This is a genomic window from Mesorhizobium sp. WSM4850, assembly GCF_055811735.1.
Window position 1 is genome coordinate 24365 of sequence record NZ_JBVVPV010000022.1, and the last position, 20762, is coordinate 45126.

General features: G+C 64.1%; 19 protein-coding genes. 8 read left to right on the plus strand and 11 right to left on the minus strand.

The window, feature by feature from the left end; translation table 11 throughout:
* Positions 1-36 precede the first annotated feature (36 nt).
* The 8 genes from AC0L2Z_RS20300 to AC0L2Z_RS20335 all read right to left on the minus strand — a co-directional run bounded on the left by AC0L2Z_RS20300 (position 37) and on the right by AC0L2Z_RS20335 (position 7943).
* On the minus strand, positions 37-1545 hold the full coding sequence (locus AC0L2Z_RS20300) for an aldehyde dehydrogenase family protein (protein WP_473629131.1): 1509 nt from the start codon (positions 1543-1545) through the stop codon (positions 37-39).
* Between the two features lie 19 nt (positions 1546-1564).
* Positions 1565-1909, minus strand: coding sequence for a cupin domain-containing protein (locus AC0L2Z_RS20305; RefSeq protein WP_128173665.1), 345 nt, complete (start codon positions 1907-1909; stop codon positions 1565-1567).
* Between the two features lie 24 nt (positions 1910-1933).
* Positions 1934-2284 carry a cupin domain-containing protein gene (locus AC0L2Z_RS20310; protein ID WP_473629132.1) on the minus strand — a complete coding sequence of 117 codons (351 nt, stop codon included), beginning with the start codon at positions 2282-2284 and terminating at the stop codon, positions 1934-1936.
* A gap of 238 nt (positions 2285-2522) precedes the next feature.
* On the minus strand, positions 2523-3797 hold the full coding sequence (locus AC0L2Z_RS20315; RefSeq protein ID WP_473629133.1) for a glycosyltransferase: 1275 nt from the start codon (positions 3795-3797) through the stop codon (positions 2523-2525).
* 16 nt (positions 3798-3813) lie between these two features.
* Positions 3814-4887: an ABC transporter ATP-binding protein gene (locus AC0L2Z_RS20320; RefSeq protein WP_473629134.1), complete on the minus strand. Its 1074-nt coding sequence runs from the start codon at positions 4885-4887 to the stop codon at positions 3814-3816.
* Positions 4884-5678, minus strand: a complete 795-nt coding sequence (locus tag AC0L2Z_RS20325) for an ABC transporter permease (protein WP_473629135.1) — start codon at positions 5676-5678, stop codon at positions 4884-4886. The genes AC0L2Z_RS20320 and AC0L2Z_RS20325 overlap by 4 nt, the downstream gene beginning before the upstream one ends.
* Entirely contained in the window at positions 5671-6513 is an 843-nt protein-coding gene (locus tag AC0L2Z_RS20330; RefSeq protein ID WP_473629177.1) for an ABC transporter permease, read from the minus strand. The genes AC0L2Z_RS20325 and AC0L2Z_RS20330 overlap by 8 nt, the downstream gene beginning before the upstream one ends.
* 365 nt (positions 6514-6878) lie before the next feature.
* Complete coding sequence (locus AC0L2Z_RS20335) at positions 6879-7943, minus strand: polyamine ABC transporter substrate-binding protein (RefSeq protein ID WP_128168655.1); 1065 nt, start codon at positions 7941-7943, stop codon at positions 6879-6881.
* 239 nt (positions 7944-8182) lie between these two features.
* On the opposite strand from AC0L2Z_RS20335, the gene AC0L2Z_RS20340 reads away from it, so the two are divergent.
* From AC0L2Z_RS20340 to AC0L2Z_RS20375, 8 genes are all read left to right on the plus strand, one after another.
* On the plus strand, positions 8183-9121 hold the full coding sequence (locus AC0L2Z_RS20340) for a GntR family transcriptional regulator (protein WP_473629136.1): 939 nt from the start codon (positions 8183-8185) through the stop codon (positions 9119-9121).
* A gap of 17 nt (positions 9122-9138) precedes the next feature.
* Positions 9139-10422: a glycosyltransferase gene (locus AC0L2Z_RS20345; protein ID WP_128173658.1), complete on the plus strand. Its 1284-nt coding sequence runs from the start codon at positions 9139-9141 to the stop codon at positions 10420-10422.
* Positions 10423-10459: 37 nt separating this feature from the next.
* On the plus strand, positions 10460-11812 hold the full coding sequence (locus tag AC0L2Z_RS20350) for a glutamine synthetase family protein (protein ID WP_473629137.1): 1353 nt from the start codon (positions 10460-10462) through the stop codon (positions 11810-11812).
* A complete protein-coding gene (locus AC0L2Z_RS20355; RefSeq protein ID WP_473629138.1) occupies positions 11812-13104 on the plus strand; it encodes an NAD(P)/FAD-dependent oxidoreductase in 1293 nt (430 codons plus the stop codon). Before AC0L2Z_RS20350 ends, AC0L2Z_RS20355 begins: the two co-directional genes overlap by 1 nt.
* Positions 13105-13268: 164 nt before the next feature.
* Positions 13269-14300 carry a BMP family protein gene (locus AC0L2Z_RS20360; RefSeq protein WP_128168651.1) on the plus strand — a complete coding sequence of 344 codons (1032 nt, stop codon included), beginning with the start codon at positions 13269-13271 and terminating at the stop codon, positions 14298-14300.
* A 191-nt stretch (positions 14301-14491) separates the two neighbouring features.
* On the plus strand, positions 14492-16003 hold the full coding sequence (locus AC0L2Z_RS20365) for an ABC transporter ATP-binding protein (protein ID WP_473629139.1): 1512 nt from the start codon (positions 14492-14494) through the stop codon (positions 16001-16003).
* The gene (locus AC0L2Z_RS20370) at positions 16003-17058 is read left to right on the plus strand and encodes an ABC transporter permease (RefSeq protein ID WP_473629140.1); all 1056 of its coding nucleotides are present in this window, start codon (positions 16003-16005) and stop codon (positions 17056-17058) included. Before AC0L2Z_RS20365 ends, AC0L2Z_RS20370 begins: the two co-directional genes overlap by 1 nt.
* Entirely contained in the window at positions 17055-17999 is a 945-nt protein-coding gene (locus AC0L2Z_RS20375) for an ABC transporter permease (protein ID WP_473629141.1), read from the plus strand. Before AC0L2Z_RS20370 ends, AC0L2Z_RS20375 begins: the two co-directional genes overlap by 4 nt.
* Before the next feature lie 20 nt (positions 18000-18019).
* On the opposite strand, the gene AC0L2Z_RS20380 is transcribed toward AC0L2Z_RS20375, so the two are convergent.
* From AC0L2Z_RS20380 to AC0L2Z_RS20390, 3 genes are all read right to left on the minus strand, one after another.
* Positions 18020-18340 (minus strand): hypothetical protein, encoded by a 321-nt coding sequence (locus AC0L2Z_RS20380; RefSeq protein WP_091592307.1) that lies wholly within the window; start codon positions 18338-18340, stop codon positions 18020-18022.
* A gap of 4 nt (positions 18341-18344) precedes the next feature.
* Positions 18345-18653, minus strand: coding sequence for a YggT family protein (locus AC0L2Z_RS20385; protein WP_128173652.1), 309 nt, complete (start codon positions 18651-18653; stop codon positions 18345-18347).
* A gap of 108 nt (positions 18654-18761) precedes the next feature.
* Positions 18762-20750, minus strand: a complete 1989-nt coding sequence (locus AC0L2Z_RS20390) for a sodium:solute symporter family protein (protein WP_473476076.1) — start codon at positions 20748-20750, stop codon at positions 18762-18764.
* Between the last annotated feature and the right edge of the window lie 12 nt (positions 20751-20762).

The following is a 20762-nucleotide window of genomic DNA, read 5'->3' on the forward strand; positions in this document are numbered from 1 at the left end:
CAAGCGGCGGCCCTTGGCGGGGCTGACCTGGTCATCTCATACGTGCTTGCGCCCGCCAGATTCGCGGAACCAGCTGTCGGGATAGGGATACCACCAGTCTTGGATCGCTGGCCTGTGGTCGATGATCACCATCTTCGAGCGGCGGAAGGCATCCAGCCCCTGGCGACCAAGTTCGCGGCCGAGGCCCGACGCCTTCCAGCCGCCGAACGGCAGTGCGTCGTTGTCGATCAGCGGATTGTTGACCCAGACCATCCCTGCCTCAAGCCGCTCCGCAGCCTCATGCGCCTCGGCAAGATCAGTGGTGAACACCGAGGCGCCGAGCCCGAACGGGCTGTCATTGGCAAGTTCTATCGCCTCGTCGAAATCCTTGACCCGGCAGATCGCGGCGACTGGCCCGAAACATTCTTCGCGCACGATCGCCATGTCGGGGGTGACGCCGGTCAGGATCGTCGGCTCGTAGAACCAGCCGACATTGTGCGCCGGCGGAATACGCCCGCCGGTGATCGCCTCGGCACCATTGCGCACGGCATCGTCGACCAGCCGCATGACTTTCGCCCGCGCCGCCTCGCTGACCAGCGGCCCGATCTCGGTCTTGTCGAGGCCGTTGCCGATGCGCAGCGCCCGTGTCTTCTGCGCAAACAGCTCAACAAAGCGGTCGTGAACGGCATCGACGACGAAAAAGCGTTCGGCCGAGGTGCAGACCTGGCCGGTGAGATGGAACGCTGCGGTGACGCTGCCGGCGGCCGCCACGTCGAGCGGGGCGTGTCGGCTGATGATCAGCGGATCGCTGCCGCCGGCCTCGATGACGCATGGCTTCATGCGCTCGGCGCAAGCGACGGCGACTGCCTTGCCGGCGGCGACCGAACCGGTGAAGGCAACCGCATGGGTGCGGTCGGAGGCGATCAAAGCCTGCGCCGTGGCCGCCGCGCCGGGCAGGCAGGAAACCAGGTCCTCAGGCAGGGAGCGGAACACTGTCATGTACTCCAGCGTCGACAGTGTCGTCGCTTCGGCCGGCTTGATGACGCAGGCATTGCCGGCGGCGAGCGAGGCGGCGACGGTCCAGCACATCAACAGGATCGGGAAATTGTAGGGCATGATGTGCACCGACGTGCCGTAGGGCTCGTAGCGCGCATACTGGAACGATCCGGCCTGCGTCGTGCCGGCGATCTTGCCGGCATCGTCACGCGCCATCTCGGCGTAGTAGCGGAAGATCGGCGCGCAATTGGCGATCTCGCCGATTGCTTCCGGATAGGGCTTGCCCATCTCGCGCACCATAAGCTCGGCGCAGCGCGTGAAGTCGGCCGCCTCGATGGCGTTGGCGACTGCATGCAGATGCCCGGCGCGGCTCTTGGCGTCGAGCTTTTTCCAGGCAGCTTGCGCCTTGGCCGCAGCGGTGAGCACGGCGTCGATCTCGCCGTCGGTTGCAGCCGCGATGGCGCCGACGGTTTCCAGCGTCGCCGGATCGATCACCGGTTTTGCCGCGCCGGTCATCGGCCGATAATCCGGATTGACGAAGAAGGCCGGCCGGTCAGGTGAGAAGTCCATGGTCGTCCTTTCAAGTCGCTCAGCGGATCATGTAGACCTTCTTGATGGTCTCGTGGACGGTGCAGACGCCCTTCCAGTCCTGCGGAAAGAACGCCGCGGTGTCGGGTTCGATCTCGATCACCTCGCCAGATTCGTGGACATAGGTGCAGCGGCCCTCTAGGAAATGGCAGAATTCGTCGCGGGTGACGTGGCAGTGCCATTTGCCTGGCGTGCAGACCCACAGCCCGCATTCGGAGCGGCCTTCCGGCCCCTTGTGCAGCAATTTGCCGGAGGTATGGGAGTCGCCCTCGATCATCGTGGGGATGACGCCCCAGTCGACGAGGTCGGTGAGGGCAAGCGGCGATTTCATGATCGGTGTCGGCATGTCGTGAAGCTCCAGTGGCTGGCTTCAGGCCAGCATGTAAATGTTGCGGATGGTCTCGTGGACGGTGCATTCGCCGGTCCAGCCGGCCGGGAACATGACCACCGTGGCAGCGGAGACTTCTATCACCTCGCCGTTGTCCGATCGGTAGGTCGCGCGGCCGGCAACGAAATGGCACAGTTCGTCGCGCGGGATCGCCAGCCGCCAGCGGCCGGGCGTGCAGACCCAGATGCCGGATTCCGGCTGGTTGTTCGGCCCCTTGTGGACGAGCCTGCCGGTGGAGTGCGAAGCACCTTCCAGCGAATTGGGCTGTGCGCCCCAGTCGACGAGGTCGGTGCGGGTCGAGGCTTGGTGGAGATGTGGCACAGAGGAGGTCATGTGGGTGCTCCGCCGGCGCGATGCATGACTTCGCGATCGTCTCGCTCTACGGCGCCCCCCTCTGTCCTGCCGGACATCTCTCCCACGAGGGGGGAGATTGGCAGCTCTGGCGGCGGCACTCTTCTTGCGACATTTGTGATTGGCGAAATCAGTGATGACGGCCAATCTCCCCCCAAGTGGGGGAGATGTCCGGTAGGACAGAGGAGGGCGCGAAGGAACGCCATACCCATCCGCCCGGTCACAGCAGTTTCTCCAGCAGCCCCGCTGCCTTCTCCGGGCCGTTTTGCGCCTGCATCTGCGCCGACGTCTTCGCCAGCTTGGCCCTGATTGCCGGGTCGGTCAGGCAGGTTTCGATCTTGGCGATCAGCTCGGCGTCGATCCAGTCGTAGCGCGGCATGCCGAAGCCGTGGCCGGTCTCCTCGACCCGGGTCGCGTTGTCGTGGCCATCCCAGACATAGGGCATGATGATCGCCGGCTTGCCGAAGTAGAGACACTCGGTGAACGAGTTGTTGCCGCCATGGTGGATCACCGCATCGACCTGCGGGATCACCGAGGGCTGCGGAAACCAGCTCTCGACGATGACGTTACCGGGCACTTGCGCGTATTGGTGCTTGTAGCCGCCGACATTGACCAGCGCCCGGTAGCGAGTCTTGGCCAGCGTCGCGATGATGCGCTTCAAGAGATCGACATCGCCGGCGCCAAGGCTGCCGAACGAGACGTAGAGCAGCGGCCCGTCATTGTTCTCGGCAAAGGTCGGCACGGTGTAGGGCTTCTCCTGCCGCACGCAGCCTTCCAGATACTGGAATTTTGCCGGGTCGAGTGGATGGCGGCGCTTGAACTTTGCCGCCTCGGGATAAAGCAGCAGGTTGAGGTAAGGCGAGGCCTCGAAGAACTGGCCGATCGGATACGGCGCTTCGTTGTTGGCTTTCAAGAACGCATTGAAGTCGTCATGGATCGGCTTGATGACCGCGTTGAAATGGTCGCGGTAGCGCTGATGGCAGACGTGGTCGTTCTCGCGGCAGCCGGACAGATGCGGCGGGATGTCCTCGTCCTCGATCTCGTTTTCCGAGCAGGAGATGACGCGCACCCACGGCTTGCCATACTGCTTGATCGCCGGGAACAGGATGACGTTGTCGACGCAGATGACGTCGGGCTTGATCGTCGCAAGCACGCCGGGCAGGTCCTTCTCAGCCCATTTGGCACTGTCGACGATCGCCGTCCAGCAATCCTTCACGTAGTTGTCGACCTGGTCGTAGGGCGATTTGCGAAAATTCGGGATGTGGCCGTTGATGAAGTCTTCCCAGAACTTGGCCATCTGCTCGGGCGGCATCGGCTCGGACAGGTTCACCGGATGCGCCTCGAAGCCGTAGCCCTTGTAGACGTCGACGAAGCCGGGGTCCGACAGGAACACCGCTCTGTGGCCGCGCGCCTCGACCGCCTGGGCGATGCCGACGGAATTGAGCGCCGGGCCATAGGCCGCTTCCGGAAAAAACGCGATGGTCTTCTGCGCCATGAAAGTTCTCCTTCAATCAATCTGCGAAAATTCTGACGTCGGCGGCATCCCAGCCGAGCTCGACCGCATCGCCCGATGCGACCGGGCGGCGGTCGGCGGCGTCGGCGGTTACGCGCACCAGGAACGGTTTTTGTGACAGAGCGGTGCGGACATGCAGCTGCAGGTCGAGCCCGTGATAGGCGAGCGCCTCGACGGTGCCGGCAACACGGTTAGCCGTCTCTGGCGGCGGGAACAGCCGGATGCGCTCGGGCCGCACCGAAGCGACCGCCGCAGCGCCGGGCGAAAGTATTTCGGGAACCATGCCTGATATCCGCGCACCATTGGCTGCCAGCACGCCATCGTTGGCGGCTTTGCCCGGCACGAAATTCATGACGCCAATGAAGTCGGCGACGAAACGGTCGGCCGGATGTTCGTAGACCGCATGCGGCGTGTCGCATTGCAGCAGCTTGCCGTCCCTCAGCACCGCCATTCGGTCGGCCATAACGAGCGATTCCTCCTGGTCATGGGTGACGATGACGAAGGTGATGCCGACTTCGTGCTGCAGCCGCTTCAGCTCCAGTTGCATGGCGCCGCGCAATTTCTTGTCGAGCGCACCGAGCGGCTCGTCGAGCAGCAGCAGCCGCGGCCGCTTGACCAGCGCCCGGGCAAGCGCGACGCGTTGCTTCTGGCCGCCCGACAATTGCTCCGGCTTGCGGTCGGCGAAGGCGACAAGCTCGGTCGTCGCCAGGATGGCGTCGACGCGGGAGCGGATTTCGTTTGCTGGCAAGCGCTCCATTTCAAGGCCGTAGGAAATATTGGCCCGGACGCTCATATGCGGAAACAGCGCGTAGGACTGGAACATCAGGTTGACCGGCCGCCTGTTGGGCGGGGTTTTGGCGATGTCGCGGCCGTCGAGCAGGATGCGCCCCTCATTGGGCGTCTCGAAACCGGCCAGCATGCGCAGCAGCGTGGTCTTGCCGCAGCCCGAAGGTCCAAGCAAGGCGAAGAACTCGTTCTCGCGGATATCGAGCGAGATGCCGTCGACGGCCGTCACCCGGCCAAAATTCTTCGACACCTTGTCGATCGCCAGCAGCCTGCGGGGCTCGCTCATTGGCCGATGACTCCGCGGTTGAGTCGCTGCGACAGGGTCAGCGCGGTGATTGAGACCGCCATGACGATGGTCGCCAATGCATTGATCTCCGGCGTGATGCCGAAGCGGATCATCGAATAGATCTGCATCGGCAGCGTGGTCGAGGCGCGGCCGGCGCCGGCGGTGAAGAACGCGATGATGAACTCGTCGACCGAAAGGGTGAAGGCGAGCAGGGCGCCGGCGACGACCGCCGGCAGGATGACCGGCAATGTCACCCGCCTGAAGGTGGTGAGCGCGGAAGCGCCGAGATCGGCGGAGGCCTCGACGATCGACCAGTCGAAGCTTTTTAGCCGCGCGCGCACCACCGAGCAGACGAAGGCGAGATTGAACACGACATGGGCGAGGATGATGGTGTGCAGGCCCAGGGTGAAATCGAGCATGGAAAAGAAGCTGAGCAGCGCCACCGCCAGCACGATGTCGGGAATGATCATCGGCGCAAAGATCAGCGCCTCAAGGCCGCTTCCGTACTGCCGGCGCATTTCGACGCCGATCGCCAGCAAGGTGCCAAGCAGCGTGGCGATGGCTGTGGAGACCAGAGCCACGATCAGCGTGTTGAGGGCGGCGGAAAGGATCGCGGCGTTTCCGGCAAGCGAGGCATACCATTTCAGCGAAAAGCCCGACCAGACGGTCGGCAGCCCGCCTTGATTGAAAGACAGCGCCACCAGCACGGCGATCGGAATGTAGAGGAAGGCGAAGACCAGCGAAAGCATGAGCCAGAGCGTGCGCCGTGTGGCGGGGGAGCGCTCAGTCATCGGCGCCGCCTTTCGCTTCGGCGATACGGCCCGCGGCGCGATCGGCAGCCAGGGCCTGCGCCGTCAGCACCAAAAGCATGATGGCGATCAGCGCCATCGCCAGCGCTGCGCCGAACGGCCAGTCATTGGCGGTCAGGAACTGGTCGTAGACAAGATTGCCGATCATCTGGAAGCGACCGCCGCCGAGCAGTGCCGGCGTAACGAAATTGCCGATGGACAGCACGAAGACGAACACCGCGCCGGCGGCGATGCCCGGCACCGTCAGCGGCAGGATAATCCGGCGAAATGTGGTCATGGCCGAAGCGCCGAGATCGCGCGATGCCTCGGCGAGCTCCGGATTGAGCCGCGACAGCGGCGCGTAGCAGGCGAGGATGACGAAAGGCAGGTAATTGTAGACCAGACCGCCGATGACGGCGCCTTCGGTATAAAGCATCGACGGCGGCTCACCGGTATAGCCGAACCAGCGCAAGAGCTGGGTGATCAGGCCTTCACGGTTGAGCAGCACGATCCACGCATAGGTGCGGATCAGGTAATTGGACCAGAAAGGCAAGACGGCGAAGAACAGGAACACCGGCTGCCACCGGCGCGGTGCTGCCGCGATTGCATAGGCGGCGGCATAGCCGATCACCACCGCGATCAGCGTTGCCGTGCCGGCGATGCGCGCCGAATTGAGGAAGATGCCGGCATAGAGCGGGTCGAGCACCAGCCCGAAATTCTCCAGCGTGAAGCTGTATTCGATGCCGCCATAAATGCCGCGCCGGAAGAAGGCGAGCGCCAGCACCAGCGCGCATGGCACCACCATCAAGGCGGTGAGCCAGGCCAGCGCCGGCGCCATCAGCAAGGAGGAGCGAGAAGGTGTGAACGATCTCATGTCGCACCCTCCTCTGGCCTTGAGGCCATCTCAAAGGCATCGAAATTGTGTTTGGAAAAGCGCCCCCTCACCCGGAGTGCCAACCGAATTGCGAAGGGCAATTCGGGGCAATCCGACCTCTCCCCGAGGGGAGAGAAGGTCGCCGACCTTGGCGTCAGCCTCTTCTCCCCAGCGGGGAGAAGGTGGCCGCGAAGCGGCCGGATGAGGGGGTGCTGCGCCGGAGATTGGCGAGCGGCTGCAATCCAGCCGATCTCCCCCCTTGAGGGGGAGATGGCCGGCAGGCCAGAGGGGGGCGTGAAGGAACGCAAGCCTGATTCCAGATGCCGAAATTACTGCGCCGCCTTGATCTCGCTGACGATCTTCGAATAGTCGCGCTGGGCGTCGCCGACGTCGCGCAACTGCTCGAACTTGACCAGTTCGGCCACAGGCATGTTCATATTTGGGAATTTGGCGAGGAAATCCGCCGGCAGGCTTTCCATAGCCGGCTTGTTCGGCACCTTGTAATCGATGTTCTGAGCCGCCCAGGCGTGGTTCTTGGCGTCCAGCATGAAGTTGATGAACTGGAAGGCGGCGTCCTTGTTGGCCGATGCCTTCATCACCACCATCGTATCGACCCACAGGTCCGAGCCTTCCTTGGGTATGGTGTATTTAATCTGCGGATTCTCGGCGATGCCATAGTTGCACCAGCCATCCCATGCCTGCACCATCAGCGCCTCGCCCGAAACCAGCTTCGAATAGAAGGTGGTGTCGTCATAGGCGAGCAAGGTCTTCTTGGCTGAGATCAGCAGGTCCTTGACCTCGGCGAGCTTGGCCGGATCGGTTTCGTTGACCGAATAGCCCTTGGCGAGCTGCCCGGCGGCAAGCAGCCAGCGGTCGGTCGCCAGCATCGTGGTCTTGCCCTTGAGCGCCTCGGACGGGGCGAGAAGATCGTTCCAGCTGGCCGGCTCGGTCTTCACCAGATCCGAGCGGTAGCAGAGGCCGGTGGTGCCCCAGGTGTAAGGCACGGAAAAATTGTTGCCGACATCGTGCGGCAGCTTGGCCGCCTCAGGATAGAGATTGGCGAGATTGGGGATCTTGGCGTGGTCGATCGTCTCGATCAGGCCGAGATTGTTCAGCACTTCTGCGAACGGCGAGGAAACGAAGACCACGTCATAGCCCTTGCCGCCCGAAGCAACGAGCTTGCCCATGATCTCCTCATTGGTGGCGTGAACGACGACCTCGCCGGAAACGCCGGTCGCTGCTTTGAAGGCGGCCATGACGTCCGGCGCCATGTAGCCGTCCCAGTTGGAAATGACGAGGTCGGCGGCGGCCGCCGGCGCCGACAGCGCCATAGCGAGGCCAAGCGCGATCGCGGAAGTTTTTAACGAACGGTGCCGCAGGGTGGTGGCGGTCATGACAGACTCCCATTCTGGTTGATCGTCGAATTCAATCAATCGTCGGACCAGCGCTTGCGACCATGCCGCCGCTTCGATCCTGTTCCCCGGTCTTTTTATTGCCGATTGAACCCACAGTACTATTGCAGAAAAAAGTACGTCAATCCATAATTTGGAAAATCGCCGCGAAATCCAGCCGATCGCGCCCGCAAGGGCAATTGGTAAAACCGCAGCGGTCGAGCCCGTTCACGAGAAACGCCATGCAAGCCGTTGCCAGACGCCCGCGCACCAATCATCTTGATCTCGCGCAGCGCATTCTCGATGTAGCCCGGCAGCGCGGCTTCGAGGCCGGCGCCCATCTCCCGGAACAGCAGATCGCCTCGCTCTGCAACGTCTCGCGGACCCCGGTGCGGGCCGCGCTGCGCCTGCTCACCGAAAAAGGCGTCGTCCGATGGGAAGCCGAATCCGGCTATCGGCTGGCCGTTGACCTCACCAAGCAGGCGACGCTTGCCACTGACCTCCCAACCGCCGAGGAGGACGAACTCGCGGAGATGATCCTGCGCGATCGGTCGGCGCGCCGGTTGGATCAGACGGTGACCATCGGCGCGTTGATGCGGCGCTACAGTGCCGAACGAAGGATAGTACTAAAAGCGCTAAAGAAACTGACAGACGAAAATCTTCTGGATCGCGCACCGGGACAGTCCTGGCTGTTCAGGCGAGCGCCAGACGATCCGGAGGCACAAGGGGAAAGCTATGAGTTCCGCCTGATGCTGGAACCCGCCGCCATTCTGGCGCCTGGCTTTCGGCTGGACGGGACCCGCGCGGCAGCCTTGCGCCAGGGCATGGAGGCGCTGCTGGCGCTGCCCGACGCCACATTCGATATCAGAGAGTTCCAGCGGCTGGACATCGACTTTCACGGCATGATCGCCGACGGCTCCAGCAACCGGTTCGTCGCCGACGCGCTGTCGGACCATCTCAGGCTGCGCCGGCTGCCGGGGACCTATGCCGGCGTCAACGTCTTCCGGCTGAAGCAATCGCTGCGCGAGCACCTGACCATACTCGACCAACTGGAAAGCCGGCAGTATGAGGTTGCAGCCGACCTGCTTCGCGTCCATCTGCGATTGTCCCGCAGCCAGCGGCCGCAGGCGGCCAGTCGCGGCGCCCCCGCATTGTTCGGCATGATCAGCCGGCCGGATTGACGAGGACCACGAGAACAGTGACGCGCAAAACCAGCCCGACTATCGCGTTGTTTCCCGAAGCGAGCTTCGGTGCCGCGCTCAATTGCGTCGGCATCGCGCAGGCCTTGCGCGCAAGGGGTGCGCGGCCGGTGTTCATCTGTCACGCCGGCTTTTCCGGCGTGTTCGCCGACTACGGGTTTCAGGAATACCAGTTGCCGACCGACGATCCGCTGACCGACAGCGAACGCCAGAGCTATTGGCAGGCTTTCGTGCGCCGGCATCTGCCGCATTTCAGGCTGAGCCCGATCGACCAGCTCGAAACCTACGTCGCCCCGACCTGGCAAGCGATCGTCGATACCGCGGTCAATGCCGAGGCGCCGCTGCGCAAATTGCTGACCCGGTTGAAGCCGGACGCCGTGGTGCTCGACAACGTCGTCATGTTTCCAGCACTTGCTGCCGCCGGTTGCCCATGGGTGCGCGTCGTCTCCTGCGCCGAGACCGAGCTGCCCGACGCCGATGTACCGCCCTATCTGTCCGGTCTCGCCGCCGACGACCCCGGTCGCGCGGCCTTCGAGGCGCGCTACCTGGCAGCCGTCGCTCCGGCACATGACCGGTTCAACCGGCTTCGGACCGACGCCGGCCTTGCGCCCTTGCCGGAGGGGCTTTTTCTCGAAGCTTCGCCCGATCTCAATCTGCTGCTGACCCCAACCATCGTGCGCAGGCAGCGCGCCGAGCCGCTCGACCCGGCCCGCTTCGTCTATCTCGAAGGCTGCGTCCGTTCGGAAGGGCCGTTCGACGTGCCGGTCTTTCCACGCAATGACGGGCCGCTGGTCTATCTCAGCTTCGGCAGCTTGGGCGCGATGGATGTCGGGCTGATCGAGCGCATGCTCGCCGTGTTCGACCGGCTTCCGGCCCGCTTCATCGTCAATGTCGGCGGTCTGCGCGACAGCTATCGCGCGGTTCCGGACAATGTCTATCTCGACGCCTGGTTTCCGCAACCGTCGGTTGTCGCCAAGTCCGATCTCTTCATCCATCACGGCGGCAACAACAGCTTTTGCGAAGCGCTGCGTTTCGGCGTGCCGTCGCTGATCATGCCCTATTGCTGGGACGGGCACGACAATGCGCAACGCGCCGAGGAAACCGGCGTCGGCCGCTACCTCAGCCGCGATGGCTGGAGCGACGACGAACTGGAACAGGCTATCCTTGGCCTAATGGCCGACGGCGAGATGCGCTTTCGCCTCAAGGAGAATGCGGCCACCATGGCGCGGGCGCCGGGAACTGACGCCGCCGCCGAAGCCATTCTCGCCCTCGCAAGGACGTGACCTGATGCTCAACACCACGACAACGGATGCACCGCAAATGACCCCGACGGACGATCCGAAGCGATGGCTGGAGCAGCAGGGGATCAGGGAAGTCGAGTGCCTGGTGCCGGACGTGAACGGCGTCTTGCGTGGCAAGGCGTTGCCAACGGCCAAGTTCCTGAAGTCGCTCGAAGACCGCGCGCTCTACCTGCCGAGCAGCGCCTTCCTGGTCTGCATAGACGGCCGCTATTCCGGTTCCAACGACGAGGGCTTCGCCTATCAGGATCCCGACATGCGGATGGTGCCGGATGTCGCGACGCTCTGCCTTGCGCCCGGCGCTGGAGCTGAAAAGGCCTATGTCTTCGCCGATGCGTTTCACATGGACGACCGGCCGTGGATGGCCTCGCCACGTCATGTGTTGAGGGCCGTGCTCGATCTCTATCACCAGCGCGGCTGGCGGGCAGTGGTGGCGCCGGAGCTCGAATTCTACCTGACCGCGCCCAATCCCGATCCCGATCGGCCGTTGATCGCGCCGGTCGGGCGCAATGGCCGCTCCGAAACCGTGCAGCACCCCTATGACATGGCGGCGCTGGAGGAATTCGAGCCGGTGATCCAGCGGCTCTACGACCATGCCGCAAAGGCCGGGCTGCCGCTCGATACGCTGATCCACGAGTCAGGCACGGCGCAGTTGGAGATCAATTTCCTGCATGGCGACGCGCTGCCGCTGGCCGACAAGGTGCTGCTGTTCAAGCGGATGACGCGCCGGGCCGCGCAGGATAATGGCATGCATGCGACCTTCATGGCCAAGCCGATCGCCGCACAGGCCGGCAGCTCCATGCATCTCCACATGTCGGTCATCGACGAGGCCGGGAATACGCTGTTCGCCGGGCGTGACGATGCCGACACCGAGATGTTCGGGCATTTCATCGGCGGCCTGCAGAAATACATTCCGGAGGTGATGCCGCTGTTTGCGCCGAACGTGAATTCGTTCCGCCGCATCCGGCCGAACCACAGCGCGCCCGCCAACATCGAGTGGTCGCATGACAATCGCTCCTGCGGCCTGCGCGTGCCGGCCGGCGGGCGGGCCGCACGGCGGGTGGAAAACCGGCTGCCCGGCGCCGATGCCAACCCCTATCTGGCGATGGCCGGCTCGCTGCTCTGCGGCTATCTCGGCGTCGAGGAAAAGCTCTCGCGTTCGCCCGAGGCATCGGGCAACGCCTATCGCAGCAAGAGCACGCTGCCGAAAACCATGGAGGAGGCGCTCGACCGTTTCGCCGCCTGCAGTCCGGTTCGGGACTTGCTCGGCGAGGATTTCGTCCAGACCTATTTGCGCGTCAAAAGCGTCGAGCTCGACCTGTTCCAGAGCGTCGTCACCAGCTGGGAACGCGACCACCTGCTGCTCAAGGTCTGATGATGGGCTTCAATTCCGGCCTGGACATCGGCAGATCCTACTATGTCGCGACCGCCAATCCAGCCCCTGATCATCCGGCGGCGCTGCAGGCCGACGTCGACGCCGATCTGGTGGTGGTCGGCGGCGGCTGCACCGGCTTGTCCGCAGCCCTTCATGCCGCCGAGCGCGGGCTGAAGGTGGTGCTCCTCGAAGGCGGCAAGATCGGCTGGGGGGCGTCGGGGCGCAATGGCGGCCAGATCATTCCAGGCCTGCGCAAGGGCGCCAAGGGCCTGGCCAAGCTTTATGGGCCCGAACGGGCGCGGGCGCTTTTTGATCTCGCCCTCGAGGCGCGCGGGCTGGTGCTCGACCTGATCGAGCGCCATGCCTTCGATTGCGACCTCCGGCTCACCGGCCATCTGGCCGGTGCGATAAACGGCTCCGACCTGCGCGATCTCGAGGAAGAGGCCGAGTGCCTTGCCACAGTAATGAACTTTCATGAGGTCGAGATGCTGTCGGCGGCGCGGGCGCGTGAAATGGTGAACACGCCCTATCACGGCGCCATGTACGAGAAGCTCGGCGGCCATATGCATCCTCTGAACTACACGCTGGGTCTTGCTCGCGCCGCGGCAGCGGCAGGCGTTACCATCCACGAGAATTCGGTGGCGCTGCGGCTGGAGCGGGAACCTTCCATCCGGGTTTCCACGGCCAAGGGCTCGGTCCGGGCCCGGCATGTCGTGCTGGCCGGCGACGCGCTGCTTCAGGGGCTCGAACCGCGCGTCAACAGCCGCATCATGCCGGTCGGCAACTACATCATCGCGACCGAGCCGCTGGACGACACCAGCGACCTCATCCCAAGCAATGCCGCCGTTTCCGACACACGCTTCGTCGTCAACTACTACCGGCTGTCGGCGGACGGCCGCCTGCTGTTCGGCGGTGGCGAGCGCTACACGCCGTCGCCGCCCGCCGACATTGCCGGCTTCGTGCGGCCGCATATGGAAAAGACCTTTCCGCAATTGCGCGGCCGCCGCATCGAGCATGCCTGGGGCGGGCTGGTCTCGGTGACGACATCGCGCCTGCCGGATGTCGGCCACTATGGCGAAGTCTATTTTGCGCATGGCTATTCCGGCAAGGGCGTGATCCTGTCGACGCTGTCGGGAAAGCTGCTTGCCGAGGCGATCACCGGCGATGCGTCGCGGCTCGATCTGTTCTCGACGCTGAAGCCAATGTCATTTCCCGGCGGTACCGCCCTGCGCGGCCCGCTCTATGTGCTCGGCATGCTCTGGTACGCCATGCGCGATCGCATCAAGCATTGAGCAAGCAGTCCACTGCCGCCGTGGTCTTGCGAGGAGGGCAGCCGGCTGCAGCTTCCCGACAAATTTGACCATGTGGACAAAGGTCGGATGCCGTTCCATAGTTCCCTCGCCTGATATCCAAAGAAACAGCCGGCTCGACACGGCGCCAATCAGAGGGGCATGCAATGGAAAACGGGAAGAGCAAAATCCAATCGAAACGCGGAGGGCTTTCGCGACGCGATTTGCTGGAACTCGGCGCGCTCGGCCTGGCGGCAACCATGCTGCCGGGCCAGGTCTTGGCGCAGGACAAGAAGCTGAAGGTGGCGGCGATCTTCGCCACGCCGACCGAGGAGCCATGGGTCCACCAGATCCATGTCGCCCTGCAGAGGGCCGAGAAGGAACTCGGCATCGAATACAAATGGTCGGAGAAGGTGCAGACGGCCGATTTCAGCCGTGTGATGCGCGAATATGCGCAAGGCGGCTATGAGCTGGTGCTGGGCGATGCGTTCGCTGCCGAACGCGAATCCCGCCGCACCGCCAAGCAGTTTCCGAAAGTCGCCTTCCTGTTCGGCTCCGGCGCCGGGCCGGCCGAGCCGAATTTCGCTGTCTTCGACAATTGGATCCACGAGCCCGCCTATCTCTCCGGCCTGATCGCCGGAAAGATGTCGAAATCAGGCACGATCGGCGCCGTTGCGGCGATGGGCATTCCGGAAGTGAACCGGCTGGTCAATGCCTTCTTTGCCGGCGCCCGCGAGGTCAATCCTGACATCAAGAGGAAGGTCGCATTCATCGGCTCTTTCTTCGACCCGCCAAAGGCCAAGGAAGCGGCTATCGCCCAGATCGACGCCGGCGTCGACGTGATCTATGCCGAACGTTTCGGCGTCATCGAAGCGGCAGTCGAGAGGAAGATCCTCGCCATCTCCAACATGTCCGACCAGTCCAACCTCGGCCCGGACACGGTGATCACCGGCCCGGTCTGGGACATGTATCCGACAGTCGAGCATGCGATCAAACTGGTCAAGGCCGGCGTCTTCACCGCGCAGGACTATGGCGATTTCTCGCGCATGGCCAAGGGCGGCTCCTTTCTGGCGCCCTACCACAAATTCGACAAGACGCTGCCCGCCGACGTCAAGGAGCTGGTCGAGAAGAAGAAGGCCGAAATCCTCGACGGCAATTTCCGTGTCGTCGTCGACGAGAACACGCCGGTTTCGGATTGAGCGGCGCAGCCCTCCCCCTTGAGGGGAGGGTGCCGAGCGAAGCGAGGCGGGTGGGGTGATCTCAGCTGCCTCGAGCTTTAGACCGATAAGGATGGAGCGCGTCACAGCGGACCCCACCCGGCCCTTCGGGCCACCCTCCCCTCGAGGGGGAGGGATATCAGCGCCATCTCCCACCAGGAGCACCCTCGCCTTTGCCCGCCCCTCTCATCGAAATGCGCGGCATCTCCAAGAGCTTCGGCGCCGTCATGGCGAACGAGGCCGTCGATCTTAGCGTCGCACCCGGCGAAATTCTCGGGCTGCTGGGTGAAAACGGCGCCGGCAAGACGACGCTGATGAACGTGCTGTTCGGCGCCTATGCCCCCGACGCCGGCGAGATCCTGGTTCAGGGCCGGCCGGTGACGATCAACAACTCGGCCGATGCGCTCGCCGCCGGCATCGGCATGGTGCACCAGCATTTTCATCTGGCGCCGCGGCTTTCGGTGCTGGAAAACCTGCTGATAGGCATTCCCGGCAAATCGGGCCGGATCGACCGCGCCGGCGGGCTGGCGCGACTGGCGGAGATCGGCCGCCAGCATGGCCTCACGCTCGATCCGGACCTTCCCGTCTCGGCGCTGTCGATCGGCGAGCAGCAGCGGCTCGAAATCGTCAAGGCGCTGTTTCGCGGTGCAAGGCTGCTGATCCTCGACGAGCCGACGGCGGTGCTGGCGCCGACAGAGGTCGACGGGCTGTTTTCGGCGCTGCGGTCGATGGCTGCCCAGGGTCTCGGCATCATCTTCATCTCGCACAAGCTCAACGAGGTCAGGGCGTTGACCCATCGCTGCGTCGTGCTGCGGCATGGCCGCGTGGCCGGGCGCGTCGACGCACCTGCCAGCACGACATCCTCGGAGATGGCGCGGCTGATGTGCGGCCACGAGATCGTTCCGCCGGCCAGGGGACCGTCGACACCGGGTGCCGCGGTGCTGACCCTGGACGGCATCTCGACGTCGCGCCATTCCGGCATGGCGCTGCGCGATGTCTCGCTTTTGGTGCGCGCCGGCGAGATCCTCGGCATTGCCGGTGTCTCGGGCAACGGCCAGCGGGCGCTTGCCGAGGTGATCTCCGGCGTTCGCGCGCCCGATGCCGGCCGGATGACGATAGCCGGCAAAGCTGTCTCGCGGTTCTCGCCGCGCGAGGTGCAGGCGCTCGGTCTCGGGCGCATCCCGGAAGACCGGATGACGACGGGACTGGTCACCAACCTGCCGCTTGCCGATTCGATGGTGCTGCCGCGCATCGGCACCGGGGCGTTCAGCCGCAACGGTCTCCTCAGGCCCGATGCGATCCGCGCCTTCGCCGAAGAACAGATCAAGGCCTATGACATACGCTGCCCCGGGCCGATGACGCGGGCCGGAGCGCTGTCCGGCGGCAATCTGCAAAAGGCGCTGCTGGCGCGTGAGCTCGCCTTCGACCCCAAGGTGCTGATCGTGTCGCAGCCGACGCGCGGCCTCGACATTGGTGCGGCGCGCTTCATCCACGAAAAGTTCCTCGACATGCGTGCCAGGGGCTGCGGCATCGTCGTCATCGGCGAAGACCTCGAAGAGCTGCTGATGCTCTGCGACCGCATCGCGGTGATGTATGAGGGGCGCATTGCCGGCACGTTGGACAGCGCCGACGCCACGATCGCGCGGCTCGGACTGATGATGACCGGAGCGGAGGGCCATAGTTGATGTTCCGCCTCGAAGCCCGCACCTCAACGCCCGCCTGGTTCAACCTGGCTCTGCCGTTGCTGGCCATCGGCGCGACATTGGTGCTGTGCAGCGGCCTCATTGCGCTGGCCGGTGCCGGGATGATCGAGGCCTATGGCGTGATGTTCTCGGCGTCGCTGGGCGACAGCTACGCGATCACCGAAACGCTCGTGCGCGCAACACCGATGATCTTCACCGGGCTTGCCGTGGCGGTCGCCTTCCGCGCCAAATTCTGGAATATCGGCGCCGAGGGGCAGTTGCTTGCCGGTGCGGTGGCGAGCTGTGCCGTCGGCGCCATTCCGATGCCGGGGCCGCTTGCCATGCTGATGATGGCGCTCGCCGGCGCCGCCGCCGGTGCTGGGGTCGCCCTGATCCCGGCAACGCTGCGGGTGAAATTCAAAGTCGATGATGTCGTTAGTTCACTGCTGCTCAACTCGGTCATCTTCTACGCGTTGATGGCGCTGATCGAAGGCCCGTGGAAAGACAGTTTCAGCGGCTACCCGATCTCGCCGCCGATCGAGGATTCAGCCAATTTCCCGGTGCTGCTCGAAGGCACGCGGCTGCACCTCGGCGTCGTGGCGGCTTTCGTGGCCGCGCCGGTCATCTGGTTCCTGATCATGCGCACGACGCTCGGCTTCAGGATCAGGGTCATCGGCGAAAATCCCGAGGCCGCGCGCTATGGCGGCGTCCATGTCGAACGGGTGCTGATCTCGACGGCGCTGCTGTCCGGGGCGCTCGCCGGGCTTGCCGGCGTCAGCGAGGTCGGCGGCGTGCATTTCCAAGTGATGAGCGACATCTCGCCGGGCTATGGCTATTCCGGCATCGTCGTCGCCATGCTGGCGAGGCTCAATCCACTTGGCGTGATGCCGGCGGCGCTGTTCCTCGCCGCCGTGATGACCGGCGCCGAGGCGATGTCGCGGGCCACCGGCGTTCCGGCCTTCCTCAGCGACGTTATCCAGGGCACCGCGCTGCTCGCCATGCTGGTGGCGCTGCTGTTCACGGCCTATCGCATCCGCCGCGTCGGCGCCGCACGATGAGCGTCGTGCTCGAACAGATTTTTCAAGTCGGCTTCCTCGCCGCGATCATCCGCATCGCCACGCCTTTGGCTTTCGCGACGCTGGGCGAGATGTTCTCGGAGCGGGCCGGCGTGCTCAATCTCGGCATCGAAGGCATCATGCTGTTGTCGGCGATGACCGGCTTCACCGCGACCAGCCTCAGCGGCAGCCTGTGGCTCGGCGTGCTTGCGGCGGTGCTGACCGGTGCGCTGATGGGTGCCGTGCATGCGCTGTTCACGGTGGCTCTCGGCCTCAGCCAGCATGTCTGCGGCATCGGCGTGACGCTGTTCTCGTCGGGCCTCGCCTATTTCCTTTACCGGCTGATCTTCGGCCAGCATTCGGTGCCGCCCAGCATCAAGAGTTTCGAAACGCTGCCGATCCCTGTTCTCTCCGACATCCCGGTGCTCGGACCAGCCGTGTTCAACCAGTTTTCGCTGGTCTACATGGCGATGGCAGCTGTTCCCCTTGCCGCCTTCGTGCTCTATCGGACTCCGTGGGGCCTGTCGGTGCGCATGGTCGGCGAAAATCCGCGCGCCGCCGATTCGGCCGGCGTCGGCGTCATCGCCACTCGCTTCCAGGCGGTGATCCTTGGCGGTGCCCTGATGGGGCTGGCCGGGGCTTTCCTGTCGATGGTGCAGTTCAACGCCTTCACCTTCGGCCTCGTCTCCGGGCGTGGCTGGGTGGCGATCGCGCTCGTCGTCTTCGGCCGCTGGGATCCCTGGCGTTCGGCAGGGGCCGCCCTGCTGTTCGCCTTCGTCGATGCCCTGCAACTGCGCATGCAGGCGAGCGGGCTCGGCCATATCCCCTATGAGGCGTTCCTGATGCTGCCCTTCATCTTCACCATCGTCGCCATGGCGGTGATGTCACGCAACGCCGTCGCGCCTTCGGCGCTCCTCAAGCCGTTCCGCCGCGAAGAACGCTGACAGGGCGGGGAAGGGAATTCTCAGCCACCGCTTAGCGCCCGCATCACATTCGGCAGCGCCGGCAGCGTCAGCAAAACCGTGCCGGCAAGCCAGATCGACGCGACGACGATGCTCCTGGGGCGCGCCGACCAGCGCTCATAGAGAGCGGCCGGCACGCCGGCGAGCATGATGGTCATCGTCGACAGGATCAGCGCACTTGCCATGTAGACGATCTGGCTCAGGGGAGGCGCCCAGCCCGGATACCAGATCGGATAGAACAGGAACACCATCAGCACCCACGGCGAAAAGATGCCGTTGACGATGGCGACCGCCATGACCGGGACAAGACCGTTTCTGTCCATTGCCTCAACCCCCCTGCGAAGCCATCGGCGCAATGCCGAAATTGATCAGAAAGACGAGGTAGAACACGCGCAAGGCCATAAGCCAGAGCACGCTGAAGACGATCACCACCGGCTGGGTCAGGATCGACGGGGTAATGCTCCGCACGGCCCGCAGGAACGGGTCCGTGACACTCTTGAAGAAGCGCCAGATGTAGTTGTCCCAGCTTTCGGGCACGAAGAGGCCGAGCAGGAGACGCCCCATCAGAGTGTACATCACCGCGGCAAGGATGAAATTCGGGATGTGGAAATACCAATAGGACCAGAAATCGTTCATGGGGGAGTGTCCAAGCAGCGGCGGCGCCGCGTTATGCCAGCGACGCCTCCAAAATGAAAGCGGGGTCCGTCACCGGACCCCGCCTTGAGCGCCGATCGCTATGCGCGATCAGGCAGTCTTTTCTTCCATCATCTGCTTGCCACGCGGCACACGCAGTTCCTCGATGAACTCCTGCATTGCCAAAGATGGTTCCCTGGTCAGCCTGGAGACAACGATCATGACCAGGAAGCCGACAGGCAGGCCGAACGCGGCTGCCGACAGGTTCTTGACGCCCCACCAGTTGGCGATGGTCTGGGCATGCTTGTCGAGTGCCGCCCATGCAGCGGCCTGAGCGTCCGGAGCAGCAGAAGCCCAAGCCGCCTTCAGCTCCGCATATTTTGCAACGGCGTCAGCCGGTGCCGCGGACAGGCCACTCCACGTCTCGTAAAATCCTACTGCGCCGTAGCGGGTGCCGAGCAAATAATAGAGGCAGATGCCAAAACCGGCGATCATGCCTGCGACAGCGCCGGCAGAGTTTGTGCGCTTCCACCAAACGCCGAGCACCAGCGCAGGGAACAGACCCGCGGCGGCAAGCGAGAATGCCCAAGACACCATGGCGAGGATGTCGCCCGGCTTGGTCGACGCCACGTAGGCGGCGGCGATGGCCACGAGCACGAGCAAAATACGCGACACCACCAGACGGCGGGCGGTCGGAGCATTCTGGTCGATCATCTTGTAGTAAATGTCGTGGCTGAGCGCGTTGGCGATGGCCAGCAGCAGGCCATCCGCAGTCGACAGCGCGGCGGCAAGTCCGCCGGCGGCGACGAGGCCCGAGATGACGTAGGGCATGCCGGCCATTTCCGGCGTGGCCAGCACGATCATGTCGGCGTTGAGGTTGATGTCGGCAAACGAAAGCGCTGTCACGCCCTTTTCGGCGCAGGCCGCTGCAATTGCTGCCGCGTCAGTGGCAGCCTTGCCGCAGATCTGTACGAGCGTGCCGTCCGCTGCCGCCCAGCGCATCATCCATCCGGCTTTCTCACCGATGTTCTCGGGCGTCAGGCCCGACGCCACCAGGTCGAGCATCGTCAACTTGGCGAACGCCGCATAGGCGGGCGCGGTGAAATAGAGGATGAAGATGAACAGCAGCGACCAGGCGACCGAGACGCGCGCTTCACGCACCGACGGGGTGGTGAAGTATCGCATCAGGATGTGCGGCAGGGATGCCGTTCCGACCATCAGGCAGAAAATAAGCAGGAAGTAGTTGAGCGCGTTGTAGCCGCCATGCACGAACGGCGTGATGTGATGCACCGCGATGCCCTGCGCCGTTTCAAGCGCGGTGATGCTTGCGAGTGCCTGTCCCTGCATCAATTGCGGGATCGGCACGCCGGTTTTCACGGTGGACATCCAGATGGCTGGGATCAGGTAGGCGATGATGAGCACGATGTACTGTGCGACCTGCGTCCAGGTGACGGCGCGCATGCCGCCCAGCATCGAGCAGACCAGGATGCCGGCGAGGCCGACATAGACTGCTACGTTGAAGTCGAGGCCGAGGAATCGTGCCGAGATGATGCCGGTCGCGTAGATCTGCGCCACCACATAGGTAAATGAGCAGGAGAACAGCACGACCACGCCGATAAAGCGTGCCAGATTGCCGCCATAGCGCGCCGACAGGAAGTCTGGAACAGTATAGGCGCCGAATTTGCGCAGATAGGGCGCAACAAGGATGGCCACGAGCACGTAGCCACCGGTCCAGCCCAGCACGAAGGCGAGGCCGTCATAGCCGAGCAGATAGAGCGTGCCGGCCATGCCGACGAAGGATGCGCCTGACATCCAGTCAGCGCCGGTCGCCATGCCATTGTAGATCGCCGGGACCCTGCGCCCCGCCACGTAGTACTCGCCGACCTGCATGGTGCGGCTGAGAATGCCGATCACGGCATAGATTGTGATCGTGAACGCCACGAACAGATAGCCGATGATTCTGTTGGGGACGCCCATCGCGCTGATGATCGCCATCAGGATGATGAAAGCTATGAAGCCGCCGGTGTAGATGCCGTAGATGCGGCCGAGATTGGAGGTGAAGTCGCGTCCGCCTGCCGTAGTCGCTGTCGTGTTAGCCATTGAAGTTCCCCC